This is a genomic window from Metamycoplasma faucium (assembly GCF_045160055.1).
In the GTDB taxonomy this organism is placed as follows: Bacteria; Bacillota_I; Bacilli_A; order Mycoplasmatales; family Metamycoplasmataceae; genus Metamycoplasma; species Metamycoplasma faucium.
The window spans coordinates 294,948-312,131 of record NZ_CP088155.1 but is presented as its reverse complement, the minus strand read 5'-3'; the positions used below and the strand labels follow the sequence as shown (position 1 = coordinate 312,131).

17 protein-coding genes are annotated in these 17,184 nt (G+C 22.7%); 3 read left to right on the top strand and 14 right to left on the bottom strand.

Going from position 1 to position 17,184, the window contains the following annotated elements:
• Nucleotides 1-81: 81 nt before the first annotated feature.
• Genes dcm_N through LQ356_RS01375 form a run of 3 tightly spaced genes read left to right on the top strand, consistent with a single transcriptional unit; the run spans nt 82 to nt 2,338 of the window.
• Complete coding sequence (gene dcm_N / locus LQ356_RS01385) at nt 82-504, top strand: DNA (cytosine-5-)-methyltransferase N-terminal subunit (protein ID WP_405312045.1); 423 nt, start codon at nt 82-84, stop codon at nt 502-504.
• On the top strand, nt 492-1,301 hold the full coding sequence (gene dcm, locus LQ356_RS01380) for a DNA (cytosine-5-)-methyltransferase (protein WP_405312166.1): 810 nt from the start codon (nt 492-494) through the stop codon (nt 1,299-1,301). Before dcm_N ends, dcm begins: the two co-directional genes overlap by 13 nt.
• A complete protein-coding gene (locus tag LQ356_RS01375; protein WP_405312043.1) occupies nt 1,292-2,338 on the top strand; it encodes an MAG4270 family putative restriction endonuclease in 1,047 nt (348 codons plus the stop codon). The genes dcm and LQ356_RS01375 overlap by 10 nt, the downstream gene beginning before the upstream one ends.
• Before the next feature lie 189 nt (nt 2,339-2,527).
• Here the strand turns inward: LQ356_RS01375 and LQ356_RS01370 are convergent, their stop codons facing one another.
• From LQ356_RS01370 to LQ356_RS01305, 14 genes are all read right to left on the bottom strand, one after another.
• The gene (locus LQ356_RS01370) at nt 2,528-3,688 is read right to left on the bottom strand and encodes an Mbov_0401 family ICE element transposase-like protein (protein ID WP_405312041.1); all 1,161 of its coding nucleotides are present in this window, start codon (nt 3,686-3,688) and stop codon (nt 2,528-2,530) included.
• Between the two features lie 53 nt (nt 3,689-3,741).
• Entirely contained in the window at nt 3,742-3,960 is a 219-nt protein-coding gene (locus LQ356_RS01365) for a hypothetical protein (RefSeq protein WP_405312040.1), read from the bottom strand.
• A complete protein-coding gene (locus LQ356_RS01360; RefSeq protein ID WP_405312038.1) occupies nt 3,960-7,823 on the bottom strand; it encodes an Mbov_0399 family ICE element protein in 3,864 nt (1,287 codons plus the stop codon). Before LQ356_RS01360 ends, LQ356_RS01365 begins: the two co-directional genes overlap by 1 nt.
• A 10-nt stretch (nt 7,824-7,833) precedes the next feature.
• Nucleotides 7,834-10,473, bottom strand: a complete 2,640-nt coding sequence (locus LQ356_RS01355; protein ID WP_405312036.1) for an Mbov_0397 family ICE element conjugal transfer ATPase — start codon at nt 10,471-10,473, stop codon at nt 7,834-7,836.
• A gap of 2 nt (nt 10,474-10,475) precedes the next feature.
• Complete coding sequence (locus LQ356_RS01350) at nt 10,476-12,092, bottom strand: Mbov_0396 family ICE element transmembrane protein (RefSeq protein ID WP_405312035.1); 1,617 nt, start codon at nt 12,090-12,092, stop codon at nt 10,476-10,478.
• Between the two features lie 8 nt (nt 12,093-12,100).
• Nucleotides 12,101-12,361, bottom strand: a complete 261-nt coding sequence (locus LQ356_RS01345) for a hypothetical protein (protein WP_405312034.1) — start codon at nt 12,359-12,361, stop codon at nt 12,101-12,103.
• A 19-nt stretch (nt 12,362-12,380) separates the two neighbouring features.
• The gene (locus LQ356_RS01340; protein ID WP_405312032.1) at nt 12,381-12,674 is read right to left on the bottom strand and encodes a hypothetical protein; all 294 of its coding nucleotides are present in this window, start codon (nt 12,672-12,674) and stop codon (nt 12,381-12,383) included.
• 169 nt (nt 12,675-12,843) lie between these two features.
• Complete coding sequence (locus LQ356_RS01335) at nt 12,844-14,046, bottom strand: variable surface lipoprotein (protein WP_405312030.1); 1,203 nt, start codon at nt 14,044-14,046, stop codon at nt 12,844-12,846.
• 92 nt (nt 14,047-14,138) lie between these two features.
• Entirely contained in the window at nt 14,139-14,450 is a 312-nt protein-coding gene (locus tag LQ356_RS01330) for a hypothetical protein (protein ID WP_405312028.1), read from the bottom strand.
• Nucleotides 14,450-14,881 (bottom strand): hypothetical protein, encoded by a 432-nt coding sequence (locus LQ356_RS01325; RefSeq protein ID WP_405312027.1) that lies wholly within the window; start codon nt 14,879-14,881, stop codon nt 14,450-14,452. The genes LQ356_RS01330 and LQ356_RS01325 overlap by 1 nt, the downstream gene beginning before the upstream one ends.
• On the bottom strand, nt 14,874-15,326 hold the full coding sequence (locus LQ356_RS01320) for a hypothetical protein (protein WP_405312025.1): 453 nt from the start codon (nt 15,324-15,326) through the stop codon (nt 14,874-14,876). The genes LQ356_RS01325 and LQ356_RS01320 overlap by 8 nt, the downstream gene beginning before the upstream one ends.
• Before the next feature lie 471 nt (nt 15,327-15,797).
• Complete coding sequence (locus LQ356_RS01315; protein ID WP_405312023.1) at nt 15,798-16,073, bottom strand: DNA adenine methylase; 276 nt, start codon at nt 16,071-16,073, stop codon at nt 15,798-15,800.
• A 29-nt stretch (nt 16,074-16,102) separates the two neighbouring features.
• On the bottom strand, nt 16,103-16,237 hold the full coding sequence (locus tag LQ356_RS01310) for a hypothetical protein (protein ID WP_405312022.1): 135 nt from the start codon (nt 16,235-16,237) through the stop codon (nt 16,103-16,105).
• A 27-nt stretch (nt 16,238-16,264) separates the two neighbouring features.
• Nucleotides 16,265-17,179, bottom strand: a complete 915-nt coding sequence (locus tag LQ356_RS01305; protein WP_405312021.1) for a hypothetical protein — start codon at nt 17,177-17,179, stop codon at nt 16,265-16,267.
• Nucleotides 17,180-17,184 lie beyond the last annotated feature (5 nt).

Here is a 17,184-nt window from a genome sequence, read left to right as displayed (position 1 = left end):
AAAATTAAATTATTATTAAATTTAATGAAATAAACATCATATATGACTAATCTAATAAATTCCGATAAAATTTGAAATAATATGAAAAAAGAAATAGTTCTATATGAAGCATTTGCCGGAATTGGTGCACAATGAAAAGCATTGAAAAATTTATCAGAAAAATTAAATATTAAAGTTACTAATATCGGATCTTGTGAATGATATATAGATGCAATTATTTCATATATTTCAATTCACTATGGCGTTTTGAATTCTGAAATCAATTTTTCAAAACAAGAAATGGTCAATAAATTAAAAAATATGCCTTTTAGTTCAGATAGTAAAAAACCTGTTAAAGATAATTATTTTGTTAATATGAAAGAAAACAAATTAAGATCAATTTTCCCTTATTTATATGGATATATAAATAATGATTATTTATTATCAAAATTTAATAAGACGAGAGAGAGAGAGAGAGAGAGAGAGAGAGAGAGAGAGAGAATTTTGTTAACATATCTAATTTAATCAATCTACCAAAAGATATAGATATATTTACTTATTCATTTCCTTGCCAAGATATTTCTCAACAAGGAAAACAAAAAGGGATAAATCCCAATACAAGAAGTGGATTACTTTTACAAATTGAAAAAATACTAAAAAATAATCAAAAAAATCTGCCAAAAGTTCTTTTATTAGAAAATGTAAAAGCATTGGTTAGCAAAAAATTTTTAAATCAATTCCAATCTTGAATTGAAACATTAAATGATTTAGGATATGAATCTGATTGAAAAGTTTTAAATTCATCAGATTATGGTAGTTCTCAAAATAGAGAGCGAGTTTTTTTAGTATCAATTTTAAAAAATAAAATCAAAAAGAAGTTCACTTTCCCAAAAATTAGTAAGAAAAATAAAACACTTTCCGAAATAATTAAAATAGAAAATTCAACTGAAAAATTAGATCTTATTAAGAATTTTAAAATTAGTTCTTTCAAAACCACTTCTTCTAATATTACTAAAAGTAAACTTTTAAAATATACAACATTTAATTCTGAAGCATATATATATGCTCCGATTAATAAAGGTCCAACTTTAACTGCGTCCGGCGCAAATAGTAGACTTAAATTCTATTTTGAAAAAAACAAGCAACTTAGATATATGACCCCATCTGAAGCATTTTTATATATGGGATTTGAAGAAGATGATTATTTAAAAGTGAAAAATACTAACTTAATTACTAAAAACAAAATGTTATTTTTATGTGGAAATTCAATTAGTGTTGAAGTTTTAGAAAGTTTGTTTAAGGAGATAATAAAATGTATATAGATGAAAATATTATTAGATTTACTTATGATTTTTCAACTGTAAATTGAGAAAATAATTCTGGAAAATGTAGTGGAACAATCTATTTTGATGTTTTTGACCAAACGGGCGAAATATTAAACTGATGTATAAAATTTAAGAAGATTAAAATTGATACTTACACAACACCTAGTTGATTTGAAAAAAATAATTCTAATTTTAGATATAGAGAATCTTTATTCAAAAAATTATGAAATGATACAATAACTCAAGAAAAAAGGCCATCACAAAAATCAAATAACATATTTGAATTAGATGATATGCAAATTGAATTAGTAAATGAATGATTTAAATTTAACTACAAAAGTACTTTTAAAAACATAATTGCTATAATAGCAGGCAATAATCCAACAGGAAGTTTCACTGATCCAAACACTGCACAAATATATATATCAAATAATAATATTGATGAAAAATATAGGAAAAATTTCATCATGTTTTTTGATAAAATATTAAAAATTACGAAAAATAGTAACAAAGAAACATCATTTTTAGAAAACTATAAACTTGAACCTATTAAAATTGGTTATATTGATTTTTTAAAAAATAAAAATGATACTCTAATTAATTTATTAGATGAACTATGTGGATATAATGTAGTAAATAAAAATTCTAAGACAAAGCAATATATTTTAAATATTGAAAATAAATTTGACCCACTTATTAAATCAAAACAACAATTAAAAAATAAGATTAGCGACTATAGAAATAGTAAAAATTTACCTGATTTAAATTATTTTGAAATTAGTTCAACAATATATCAAAAAGCACATATTAAAGGTGTATCACTAATACAAAAAGAAAAATTTGAAGAACTAAATGAGTTATGCAATTTACATTTTTTTAAAAATAAACTAAATGAAGAAAAATATGCAGAAAAAAAGAATGAAATTTTTGATTCTACTAAAAAAGAAATAATGTCTAAAGATAATCTATTAAAAATGTCACCTAATATACACATATTATTTGATAATGATTATTTGGTAGTGTCTATTTTTTAAGGGTTTTAGAAAAAAACAAAAAAGCATTTTTTCTTTACAACTATTATTCTACTCTATTTTTATCGAAAAAATATAATTAAAAATAAAATAATTTCAGTAAAACTATTTTGTAATTGCTAACATTAGCATATACTTGTATACGCACGCGTGCATAGTATTATGCGCGCACTAGTGCGTGTAGAAAGAAATCTATAAATTTAATAATTCAATCTGAATATTATTTTGTGAATAGTTAAAAGGATTAACTATTTTTTGAATAATTGTTTTTAGACTAAATATTGAATAATCTTGATTAATTCTTGATTTAATTAGATGAGAAACATATGATTCTGCAGTATTTCCGTAATAGATTAAATCATCTTTAGTGATTTCTTCTAGTCCTTTAAGATTAGATTTAATGTAGTTTGTAAATTCATATAATAATTTTGCTCTTTTTTCATCGAATGCATTATAAATATCATTTCAATTATTTATAATAAAATTTAGAATAAATCGATAATTATTATTTCTTAAATTATCAATAATTAAATCTTTTAAATTTACATTTATTTTTTGAAAAAGTTGGTTTAATTCATATTTTAATTGATTTGAATTATTGAATATAAAATTAAATTTAGATTTAAGATGATATTTACATAATATATACTTTGCTTTTAATCGATTAGCTAATGACCTTATTCATTTAGCTCCATCACCAGAAATAACTATTTTTAATTTATTTGAATAGAAAAAGCGAATAATAAATAATATCTTCCTAACTAAAGCATCAATTGTTCAATTATTTTTAGGTGAAGATAAAATAATTAAATGATTTTTACAAATAGGTTTTTTGTTTTCATCTAATAAAAAGAAATTAATCATTCTAGCTTTAATTTTAGTAATATGGTTTCTCTCTTTTTTAGCTTTAAAATACGTATCATCCATAGAAATGTATATAGTGTTTTTTGATTCAGACTCAACACTGTATTTTTTTAAATTATTTAATTTAATATCTTGATAGTAATTTTTTCTAACAATATTAAAAATCGTAGTGTGGTGTAAACTATAAATATTAGCTATTTTTCTATATGTTAATCCATTTAAATAAATTTTAGTTATTTCTTTTTGGATTTCAGTATCAATATGCTTATATTTATGTAATGTATCTAATAAAACATTGTAATATTGTCACTTATTATTTACAAATTTACAATATTTTCTAATTCTTACAGTCAAAAAATTTGATTTAAAATAAACTTTTCTAGTTATTCATTCTTTTACTATTCATCCCTCATTTTTTCTCTTTAGAGAAACAAAGAAATCATCATCTGTTTTATGTATATAATTTAGTATTATTTCATTAGTATTCATATATAAATAATACTTTAATAATAAAAAAATGCCTTTAATAAAGGCAAATTTCTTTAATTATTAATTTTCTTTTCTTCAAGAGTATTAATGGTTACATTTTTCAAAAGTGTAATTCTTTCAATGCGAATTTTTTCATATTTTTTATTTAAAATTAACTCTTTTGATATTTGTAATGCTTGAAAATATGTAGGATATGTGCCACAAGAGACAGAATTTTTCTTATTAATTCCAAATCCACGTAATCGATATAAACATTTATTTAAATTTTTCATTATTTTGTTTTAGTTGTCCTTTTCCTATAAATAAAAATTATCAAAGGTATTAATGTTCCGATAAGGCTAAAAATTGATAAAGTAGTAATTAATCCTATTGCTGCAGGACTTAATTTTCTTTTTGCTTTTCAACTATTTTTATCTTCAGTGCTTAATTTTCCATCATAGTCATTATTTACGGTGAATTTTGCTTCTCCATCAAAATTTTCGGAATTTGGTTTTATTTTGAGAGTCAAACTATTTTTTCCATTTTTAGCTATTAAGGATTTTAGAAATTTTGGATTATCTATATTTTCAATAAAATAATCTTTACCATAAGTTAAATTGAATATTAAATTCTTATTTTTAATTTCATTTTCAACTCAACTAATTATTTTTGATTTAATATCATTATAGTTATTTGATTTTATGTTTAATTCATTAATTAATAATTCATTAAAATTAAATTTAGTTGTAGTATTATGACTATTTTTTAAATCAATATGAGTTTCACCACTAATCATTGGATGATTTGAATAAAGTTGCAACCTTGAAACTATATTCTTATAAAACAAATTAGTTATAACAGTTTCAAATTGTTCTTCATTATATATAACATTTTTTCCTAAAATTAATTCTGAGTCAATCTTTGTTAATTCTTTTTGTATGTAATCTTTCAATAGCTTTGCTATTTCTAATCTTTTTTTCTCATATTCTTCTTTATTATTATAAGATACATCAAAATTGATGTCATATAAATCTAAATTTATCTTGGATAAATCGATTGGTTTTGAAACATAACTATTAGCAAAATTAATTACTTCGAAAGTTAATTCTTCATTAGTTTTACCATCTTTATATAAAACTTTAAATTTAACAACATTTTTTAAGGCATTATCATTATTTAAATATACATTTCTTAATAAATTTAACATTGATTCATTTATTTCTGGAATGCTTAATAAACTTTTATTAAGAGCCATATTTTTTGTTTTTAAATAATTTAAAATTTGGTTTTTTATTTGATTAATAATTAAATTTTTTATTTGTTCATCTCTAATTTCACCTTTTAAATTAATTTGATTAGGCTCAAAATCATCAAAAAGTGAAGAAGGTTTAAAATTTGTAGATGCAAATATTGATGAAGCAGTTAAATATCAATCATTAGTATATTTATCTTTCAATTTAAAAGTAAGGTGTATTTTATCATTTAATATATATCAATCAAATGTTAATTTTTCTTTATCAATATCTGAATTACCAATTAAATCAAAATATGATTTATTTAATCATTTTAAGAATTTAGATTTTGAATTGTTTTGAATTTGTTTTCTTAAATAATCAAATCTTCAATCAATATGTATTCTATTTTTATTTTTTTGATTTAAAAATTCAATTCTATAAATTTGACTAGTAGTCAATAATTTATATCTAATATCAGAAGTTTTTAACTTATAAGTTAATTTAAATTCGGTTTCACTTATAAATTCATATTTAGATATTTCCACTAAATCTTTATAAGCAAAATTTGCATATTTTTTCATTAAATCAATATTATTGTTTTTAAGATATTCTAAAAATTCAAATTGGTTATTAAATTTATTATTTTCAGATGAAAAATCAAAATTTGGATTAATATTTATATCTTCTGAATTTCCTTTAGCAAGATATGTAATATATTGTCTTCAATATTCTTGAATTTGTTCATATTTTAATAAATTTAATTGGTCTCTATAAATATTATGTTTTTTCTCTAAATATCTAGCGAAAAATTCACCGGTTGTGGTTTTTCATAGATTTTTAATTGAACTAATATCATTTATTTCACTAAATGTTTTCCCTATCATATTATCATCGTTTTTTATTCTTAATATTTTAAAGTTTGATATTGAACCATCAGAACTTCTAGTATAAAATAGATATAGCCCTTCGGTTGATATATATGAGTTTTCAGAGACTTTATTTTCAAGTTTAGTAGGATTAGTTCATTTATTGAAATTAAATGCAGAATTGTTATCTAGTCTTAACATATAATAATCTTTAATTTCACCAAACAATTGTCTTAAAGCACCTTTAGAAACTACTGAAGCTTCAGCAATAAATCCTTTATCACGAATTTTAGTTCCTATTGAATTAAGCAATGTATATGCATACGGTGGAAGACCAGTTTTTTGTGCATAAAGTTTTTCAATTGAATTCATATTTTCAATATCATTAGATAATGAATATTTTGAAGTATCAAATCAAACTAGTTCTTTTTTTGTTCCAGTGTTTTTATCAATTAAAGGGTCATATTTAGGATTTTTAATTGGATTACCATTATCATCTCTTTTAATATTTCCTTTTTCATCTTTTAAATACTCTTCAATTAATTCTTGTTGATTTTTATTATTTTTAGGGTCTCACGCATATCATTTGAAATCAAGACTACCTGTTTTAGTCTCAATAATATACTTTTTAGTATAAGTTATTTTAGGAGATATGTCAGTATTGATGTTGTCATATTCTTCTATTGTGATTGTATATTCATTTTTCTTATGAGAGTTATTTTCATCCTTAGGTTTGGATTTATCAACACCATCATTATGAATTCTTTCATCATCTGAAGCATCATTTCTATTATCAGTTAAAGGAATATCAAATTTATTATTAATAACATCCACTTTTTTTCCATTAACTTTAACAACATAATTATCATTTGGTGCAGTGAATGAAAATTTAGCTAAAGTATGCAATTTATATGTTCCTAAATAATAATTATTTCCATTTAAACCTATTGGTTTATCATTTTGTATTCTTCTAGGTTTATCATCAGACATTCCAGTAGGGTTATCAGAATTTATTTTATTAAAATTTAAATATTGACCAACTTCAGATAAAATAAATTTTGAAATAGTATCTAATTTGTCTAATTTATTTGATTTAATGAAGTTAAAACCTTGATTTTTAATTAAAAGAGTTTTAATTCCAAATTTATCATTAACCATATAAATATTAATTGTTTTATTGTCATCATTTATTTCATATTTAAGTCTTCAAGTTTCATTGTCGAAAGTATATGATAATTCATCCAATTTTTTAGCTCATTCTAAAAAATATTCTTTATTAGTTTTAAATAGTTCATATTCAGGTTCTTTTCTTCGATAATTATCAATAGTATCTCTATTATAATCAGTAGTTAAATCAACATTATTGTTTTCTGAAATAAAATTTTTTTCTTTAAATTTATTTTTGAAATAATCAAATGCTTTATATTCCGATCTTATTTTTGTTTTCAAAGTGAAAGATATATTTTGATGGAAAGTAAGGGAACTTAAAAAATAGTGAATTAATCTCGGTGACCCTCCTCCGCCGTGTCCATTATGTCCGCCTCCACCACCTAGACTTTCAGTTTGTGAAATATGCTCTCCACTTCAGTTAGAAGCATTAGATAAATATTTATCTCATAGTGTTTCAAAAATAGAATCTATTTGGTTTTCTAAATCTCAATATTTTCTTTCTAAACCTATTTGATTTATTAAATATTTTTCAATTTGACTTCTAAAAAAATTCTTTATGTTATTTTTTATATCATCTTTTGCATATCATTCAGTTTTATTTTTGTCAAATGGTGGTGCTACTCGGTAGGCTCTTTGTGTATACAAAAATCACTTAATATTTCTAAAATTAAAGAAATGTTCTGGCAAAGTAATATCTAAATATTTTGTATTTACATTTGGTAAGTTTTCAGTTCACTCATTAATGCTAGATATTTTATCTTTACTAATACGACTATCATCTGAATTTAATTTCCTTTTATCTTGACAAGCTTTTATACCAAGTCCTATTCCTGCAAATGATAAAACTGCTAAAGTTCCTAATAATATTTTTGTTCATTTTTTCATAAGTTCTCCTTTATTTATTTAAATTTCCATTGTTAAACATTAATTCTTTTTCAATATCATTAAAATATGATTGAAATTGAAATCTAGTGGTGTTATTTATAGATAAAATCCCACCGCCTACAGGTGCTGATGAAATATATTGAAGTTCTGATTGAGTTAGTGGTATTCGATTTTCAAATAAATTTTTAAGAGCTTCAATATCTTGATAATTTGACCTTAAAGTAATAGAATATTGCATATTTTCAAGAATTCCAGCAGATTTAGTTGATACTAATTGGTTTTGATTAAAATCCATAAAGTTTTGTGTTCCTAAAACTAACATTCCACGATATTTTCTAATAGTTTTAGCAGTATCTCAAACAAAATCTAAAGCAATTGGATTAACTGGGTCAATAAATTTATGTGCTTCATCAATTACTAACATAATTCAATTATTTCCATTAGGGTTTGAAAAATAATTATTTGATATTTTATTTTGTAAAAATGAAAGAATTAAGAATAAACCTGCTTTCGATGCTGGTGAATCATCTTTTGTAGACAAATTATATGTATCAATAATATTAAAATGTGATGATAAATTTATGCTTGTATGACCATTATACAATGCTTCATATGGTGAATTATTAGTAAACTCAGATTTTAAAGTGGCAAGTAACATTTTTTGTGATTTAAGATAAATATCTCTATCATTTTTGTTATCAAATTCATAGTTTTCTAAAAAATTAATGTAATCATTGATTGTAGGATAATCAGTATTTCTTAATTTTAAGAAATTAACATTTTTATCATAAAAGTTTCATTTATTATAAAGTTCAGTTAAAGATTTACCAATAAATCTAACTTGAATATCATTAAAATTACACATTAATTTTAAGAATTTTTGAACTTTTCTAACATTTGTTGAAATAATGATTTTATTTTGATTATTTATACTTAATTGTTCATTAAATTGCAAGTCTAATTGTAATGGATTAATTAAAGTATTAATACCACTTCCCATTTCAAAAACTTCGCCATTAAACATTTTTGCATATTTAGAATATTCTCTTTGCGGGTCTAATATAACTATATCTACTCCATATATTAAATAATGTAAAATCATTTTTTTCATTAAAGTTGATTTACCCGCTCCTGGTGTTCCAGTAACCAACATATTTGAATAAACTCTTTGTGAATTTTTAGTTTTAATATCTAAAAATAAGGGTGAACTAGTTGTTCTATCAAATCCAAACAATAATGGAGTTTTATCATTTAATTCTGAATTAATAAATCCTCATCCTCTTGATACATTATCTGAAACCATTTCTAAATCATTGTTAAGTGTATCTCCATTTAAAAAGCAAGCATTGCTATATCCTTGTTTTTGCTTAAATAACAAAGGGTTTAAATTAGCACTAACTTCTGAAGCATTTAATTGATTTTCTATTTCTAAAATATTTAGCTCTTCTAAATTATTCCCTTGATTAACAAAAATAAAGTTACTATTAAATATGTTCATATTTTGTGTATTAGCTAAATAAATTAAATGTTCAATAGCTTCTATTTCAATTGCTGATTTCATAGTTTTAAATCTAGATTTATTGTTATTATTAATTTCCACAATCGATGAAGCTTTGTTAAGTATTTTTTCTTTTAATGAATCATCAAAAGGTGATAAATTTCATATGACTGTAGAATTTGATGAAAATAACTTATATACTCACCCTTCGGGAATTTCAATGTTATTAAAATCATTAATTGCTTGAAAAGATATAAATTTATCATCAACAGTAACATATTTTTTATTGAATTCAACATTTGATGGTGCTAATAAACTTAAATCAAAGTTATCATAACTATCAACATTTAGATTAACTTTAAAAATTAAATTTAAAACTTCAATTAGTTCTTTCTTTTCTAATATTTTAGGGTTAAATTTTGTTTGTAATAGTTGTCCTAAAATTTTAGTTCTTTTGTTCTCTAAATCAATTACAGAGTCACCAAAAATTGCTAGATAATAATTATGAATATTGTTTTGATTATTTAATGTTTCTAATTCTTTTTCATTTAACAAACAATATTTTTCCGCTAATTCATTCGATTTAACAATTTCACTTTTAAAATTTTGTTTAATTTTTTTGATATTTTCTGATAAATCAATCGAAGAAGAAGTTTTTACAATTGATATTTTATCTTCAATTGAATTTAATAAATTCGTAAATCTATTAAATTCATTTTCTCTATCTTGTTCAGAATTAACAAAAACATTAAATCCTTTAATTTGAATAACAGAGAAATGACTAAAGATACCAAAATTATTTTTTCTAGTTATTACAATATTATCATTAATAATTTCTTGATAAGGTATTAAATGAGCAGTAGTATTTTTTGTATCTTTCTTATATTTTCTAACTCCTACTCAATATTTTATTGCTCTAAAAGCTAAAACATAAAATCTGCAATTATGTTTTTTTGAATTTAATAAAATTCAAAATGTTGAACTAAAAATAATTATAAATATAGCAATTTTAAACTTTCAATTAAAGTTGTTAGTAAACATACTAATTACCAAAGATATTGTGAAAACTATGAATAAAACTATTAAATCAAAAACAGTGAAATTTTTTCAAATAGTTAATGTTTTATCTGCTAATTTTTTATTTTGTAACATAATTATTTCTCTCTTTCATTAGTATTTTGCTCTTTATCAATATTATTTTCATCATTAGGGTTGTTTAATTCCTCTAATTCTCTTTGGTATTTAGCAATTGCTAATTTATGTTCTTGCTCTTGTTTTATATTTCTTAATTGTGCTCGTTTTTGTTCTAAATATGAATCAGCATTAGAATTTGTATAAACTTTATATGCATTAGCATTTTGTTGTAATAATTGTTTTTCCTTTTCAAGTTGAGAAAGTTTAAATTGCTTTAATGAATCCAAATCTTTTAAAGCATTCTTGTTTAGATTGCCCGATTTATCAGTGGCAAGGGTTTTATATGTCTCCAATGCTTTCTTTTGCTCTAGAGGCTTATTTTTGCCAACTGAAGTGAATGTAGACTTAATAAAATCTTTAGACATTCCCATACTTTTAGCAATACTTTTATTATTTCCTACTTTTGCAAGATTTGTTGCTTTACCAAGCAAACCACCTACAGTATTAGCAAATCCACCTTTAGCTAAAGTTGCTCCTAAAGTTGCTCCACCTGAAGCAACCGCTGCTCCTGCAGCTGCTGTAGCAGCACCTAATTTAACACCACCTCTAATAAATTGAGCAGCTTTTTTAAATCCAAAATTAGACACTTGAATATCTAAAATATCACCTATCAATTTATTAATTGATTTTGTGGCATATGCTGCACCGATATAAATAACTAAATCACCAATAATTTGAAGATATGATAATTTTGTTTTAATTGGGTCTAGAACTAAAATAAATATAATGAAAAAATTTAGAGATAATAATGATAAAAATATACTTATTGCACTTTGAATAAATGCATTTTTTCAATTCATAAGCGATTTACCATTATCATCAATTGACTTAGCGGCAACTAATGGTGAAATTAAGAACAAAGTAAATTGCATTAATGAGTTTCTAAGAATATCAACTAAAATAGCACCTAATATAATTAAACACATTCAAGCTACTACCATATTTTTAATAAAAATTAGTGCTACTGGTAAAGAACTTGGTATTGATTTTGCTAAAAATATATCAAATCCTAATGGAGCAAATTGTCCTTTTTCTACTGAATCTTTAACTCAATTATCAGGTATACCTTTAGTGCTATTTAATGATGCATATAATTGTGATATAACATCAGCTTTTGTACCAGATTGTAATTGTAAAATATTAGTAAAATATTTAAAAACTATTGCTGATACTAAATTTAGTATAAATATCATAAAAGGTAATAATAAAGCTCATAAAAACGCTGATAATGAAGATCTTAAAACATTTTTAAATCTTAAATGTTCCATATTACTATTTTTATTTCTTTTAGCTAGTTGATATTTGATAAAAGAAAATATAATGAAAATTATTGTAAATAATAACCCATATATTAAAAATGCTAAAAATGCAATTGGTAATTTTGAAAAACTAAAAGTATAGTCACCTGGTTCAACTTGAAAAATAATTAGGTTAAGTAATTCAAAACCAAAAAATCTAGCAGCCTTAAAAAGACCTTGCAAGATTAAAAATGGGAAACTAATAAATATTCCCCAAAATAGTGAAAATACTAAATATAAAACAGGTGATAGTGCTATTGTGAATATATTTGAATTCATATTAGTTCTTATTTAGAAAAATAAGTATAACCAATTCCGGCAAATACAAAAGATAAAGTCACTACAATTAATGTAATGAACATCGATAATATAACATTAGATAATTTTGTTAACTTTTTGTATTTGTCATCAAATTTATATTTTGCTATCACATTTTCATATTTAATTCTAATTTTTGTTCTTTTTAGGAAAATGATAATTAATCAAGTAAACAAACCTAAAATTATTGGTGAAAAAGCAATAGCTACATAAAATGTTCAATGTATCATAAATTCTCCTTTAATTTAATTAATTAGATAAAAATGTTGAAGCTACTTTTAAAATGACTGGTATTAATACAACAAATAATATTAAAAAACCAAATGATAATCAAATACCAACAATTCTTGATTTAGCTTCCTTTTTTGAAGTTTGTGTTTTTGCTGTTTTTAAAGCAGCAACTGCAGAAAAAGTCATAACTATTGCAATTAAAGCAAAAACAACAACTGCATATCCGGCTAATAATGAAACAAAGGGATTTATTTGATTAAAAAGTTCTGATAATGCTTTTTTTAATGTCCCAATTCCTGCACCAGAATCCATAATTCTTCCTTTCTTAAATTTGTAAAGAAAATGAAAAAAAGAACACTAATTTTTTCAATAGTGCTTGCTTTGTATTTATGCCTGTACGCGTGCATAGTATTTTGCACGCACTAGTGCGCTCATAAATTCATACCCTTTACAAACAACAGAAATTATCAAAGAATGTTGTTTATTTTAAGGAACTATATTTTATACCAAAAGAATTTTTATATTTATTTAATCATTGTTCTAATGCTTTTAATGCAGTTTCAGTATTATATTTTTTTAATTTACCAATAGTAAATCCTTTTGCACTTGAACCATATTCTTTACGACCAAAGAAATATTCTCTAATGCGATAAAAGTCAGGAGATTTATTATCATAAAAATAATCATTGTTATCAGTATTAAAACCTAATAAATAAGATAAAGGATTTATAAATTCATTAACTCAATTAATTATTTTATTGTAATGAGATGGTTTGTCATAATAAAATTTTAAATCGGGTGTTGAAAATGAATATAATTTATCATTAATTTCTAAAGCAACTTTAAGATGAACTAATTCTCCTTTAATTATTCTTATTTGAATTATTTCTTTTAATTGGTTTAGTTTATCAGGTCCCATTGCTCGCAATTGTTCTAAAAGGGTTTTAGATGCATTATTAACATTTTTCATCATAAATTTATATAAATTTATTAATTCAATTATTATGCGACGCATATTAAAAATTTCAGTAAAAACATTCATAAAATTTTCAACAGTTAATCATAATGGTAATGCAGTTATATTTTCTTTTTGAATTTCTTCTTTTTCTTCTTCTGTTAAACCTGCTAATTCAGGGTCTTTATCTCTTAGGCGTGATTCAGTAAAGAATTGATAATTAGCATATCATTTGTCATAAAAGGGTTTTTCATATTTTAAATTTTTCTGTTTTTTAGCCAATTCTTTTATATTTTCTCATTTTTCATCAAAAATATGTCTAACTTTTCTTACGTAGTCTTCATATTCTTCTAGCACTTTTAATGCTTCATTATATCTTTCAATTTTCCTATCGATACTTTCAAACTCTGAAGTTTCATTACCAGTTGCATCTAAGACTTTTAGTTTGTGAATATTCATTATGTAATGAAATAATTTATGTGGACCAACTATATCTTTACCTTTTAAATGTTCGGGTACTTTAGGTACAGGGATATCATATAATAATTTATTGTCAAATCTATCTGCAGGATTAACTTCAGGTCTTTTAGGTAATGTTGGGTCTGGAAGAGATGGTTTTTTAGGTGTTCTAGGTTTATCATATAATCAATCACAACTCGCTGAAACAAGTGGAAGTGATGTTAATGTTACTACAGGTAATAATGATAAAAATATTTTTTTTGATTTCATAAATGTCCTTTTATTATTAATAATTATACATTGTTTTGCTTACATACATATGCACTAGTGCGTGTATTATCTATGCACGCGTGCGTACGAAGCTAAATCTTTAATTCATTTAATAATGTTGCTCAAATTGATATTTCAGTTTTCCTTTTAAAGAAATATGAATTAATTTTACCTTCGATTTGAACCAATGAATTTTCTTTTAAATTAAGATTATCTAAATTGTTATTAGAATTTTCAAATAAATATACAACTATTGGCGCCGGTCATTTTGCTGCATCTGTATTGCTTGGGTCAAATAATACAAAATTAAAAGTTATATATTTATTACCATTTTTAGTTTCTTTAAATTTTGATATTTTTGATACTCACCCAATTCCTGTAAATTTATTATATATTTTATCCATTATTTATCGCTTTCTAAATCATTTAATGATTTTTGATTTCATTGTATATATTCTTGTATTAATTCTTTATTATCTAATAGTAAGTTTTTAAATCTTGTTTTTATGATTAAATAAATTAAATGGCCTTGTTTATATTCTTTCATAAAAACACGTAAAGGAGTTGTTGAAAGATAATTATCAAAACTATTAATGTATTTATATGTATATTTTCCTATATCAGAAGTTATTTTTTCCATATCTTCATTGTTATCTAAAGGTGAATATTCATCTAAATCACTAAACATATTAACTGCTTCTTCAAAATTAATTTTTTCATCAAAATAATATTCAGCAAATCTTTCAATTAAATATTGTTCGAATGAATCAAATGAATTAATGCTTCATTTGGAATTTTTGTTAGACAAAAAATTATTTATTGTTTTATTAAACATTTTTATTTTCCTTTTTATCTTTTATGTTATATTTTCATTTTGTATAATCTTGAATTAAAGATTTATTACTTGATAATAAATCATAGTTATATGCATCAATCGTTATTGGTAATAACATATCTTTTTTAATTAAATCTAGTAAATCTTGCCGAGATATTATTTTTAAATACTCTTGCAAAGCATAAAAATATCCTGTTAAGTCTTTGCTAATTTCATTAGCTCAATCTTGCGTATATGCTCCAAATCAAGGAGTATTTCCATCTTTAACTCTGCAACATTCAGAAACAATATCATCAAATTCATTTATTATTCTATCTTTATCATAAGTATTAACAAATTCTTCTATATACTCTAAACGATTTGTTTCATACTCACTGATATATTTATTATTATATTTTTCCTTTGGTAATGATTCAAAGAAATCTCTTATAGTTTTATTTTTCATTTTTAATCCTTTCATTGTTTATTATTTATAATTAATAATTCTTTAACTATTGGGCATTTTCCAAATCTAGACATATGGTAATTAATTTTTTCATATTCATAAATATTTCAATGCTTTGTAGCAAAAGCTTCTCTAATTTCATAACAATCTCTAAATGAGATAGCAATGTTTACATCATAATTTTCATTAATATTTTTAATATCATTAATAAATTTATTTAGGTTTAGTGAGTTCTTGTAAAACTTTGAATATTTTGAATTTTCATTATAGTAAGGTGGGTCAAAATATATAAATACTTTTTCACAATTTTTAATGGTTTTAAGAATTTTGAGACAAAAGGATAAATAATCATTTGAATCAATTTGAATTTTTGATAAAACATCATTATATTTTTTTACTTTATCTCATAAACCATTTTTAATTTTTGTTTCATATTGTTTAATTGCTGATTTAGTAATGCTTCCATAACCATTAAATCGGATTATTATCTTTAATGTATTCCCTTGTTAAAGGAAATATATTATCAAAATCATTTAAATATACTTTTATGTTTGAATATAAATGTTTAATATTTACAGATACTATACCAGAACCACCAAAAGGTTCTAAAAATGCTGTAATTTTATTATTTATATTCTCTAAATTAAAATGTTCCAATAATCAAGGTAGCATTTTATATTTTGAACCTACAATTTTTACTACAGGTCTAATCAATTGTTTTGGATAAAGCACAAAATTGCACTTCATATTCTTATTAAAATTCCTAAATGATATTATTACATGTCTTCTAAGTTCTTAATAACTTGTTGAAATTTTTTATAGTCATCAGAATTAACAAAATTTTTAAATATTAATTCAATTCTTTCTTTATTAAAGGGGTTATTTTTTTTAATTTTAATATTATTATTCATTTTAAATCATCCTTATTTTAGTATTTATTAATTTTTCAAATTATCAACAGGTATTCTAAAATTTTGTGCATCTTTTATTTTTTTTGAAAATTGACCTCAATCGTTTGTTTGATAAAATACTGGTATTATTGAATTATTTTTAGATAATTTGAATATTCAAGATTGATATGGTACAAAACTCATTCTTTGACTTACTCATTTTAATTCTTCAATATTTAAATCTTCTCTCAAACAATTAGTAAATGGGAATGAATTTTCGTGTCATCATTCTCTTCCATACTTTTGAATTAATTCATAATCAGTTAAGAAACGATCTTCTTCGTCAACTTTCATATTTGTAGGAAAATCATTTCTAAAAGTGAAATATTTTTTAAATGAATCAGAACCGTACTTTGTATCCAAATTAAAAACTCAACATTCATCAGATAATTTAAAATCATTTAAAAGACTCATAATTTCATTATTCATTGCTTTTTGTAAATTTTTAATAAGCTTTTCTCTTGTTATTTTAGTTTCATCACATTGAGACAAAATGTAATTAATAACTTCTTCTTCATTTGTTAAATCAACCAATTTTGTATTTTCTTTAATTAATTTTTCTTCAAAAAAATCATTAAATCCCTTAATTGCTTTTTCTACAAAATTATGATATTCTTTACGATTAATACCAATTTTAATTTCATCATTGCATTTTATGTAATAAGTATTTCTATTAAAGTTGCCACATATATATTTATCTTTTTTAGAAGTGAAATTAAAAACTAAATGATTATCAGTAATTTTATTAATAATTACATCTTCTTTTTTTACTTCTAAATCACTAGCTATTGAAGCAATTTCATATCCTCAACTTTCAGTTCCTCAATCTCTAAAGCGATATTGATATTTTGCATTTCTTGGATTTTTTATGGTGAAACTTACTATATCTATTGCTGGTGTCATTTTTA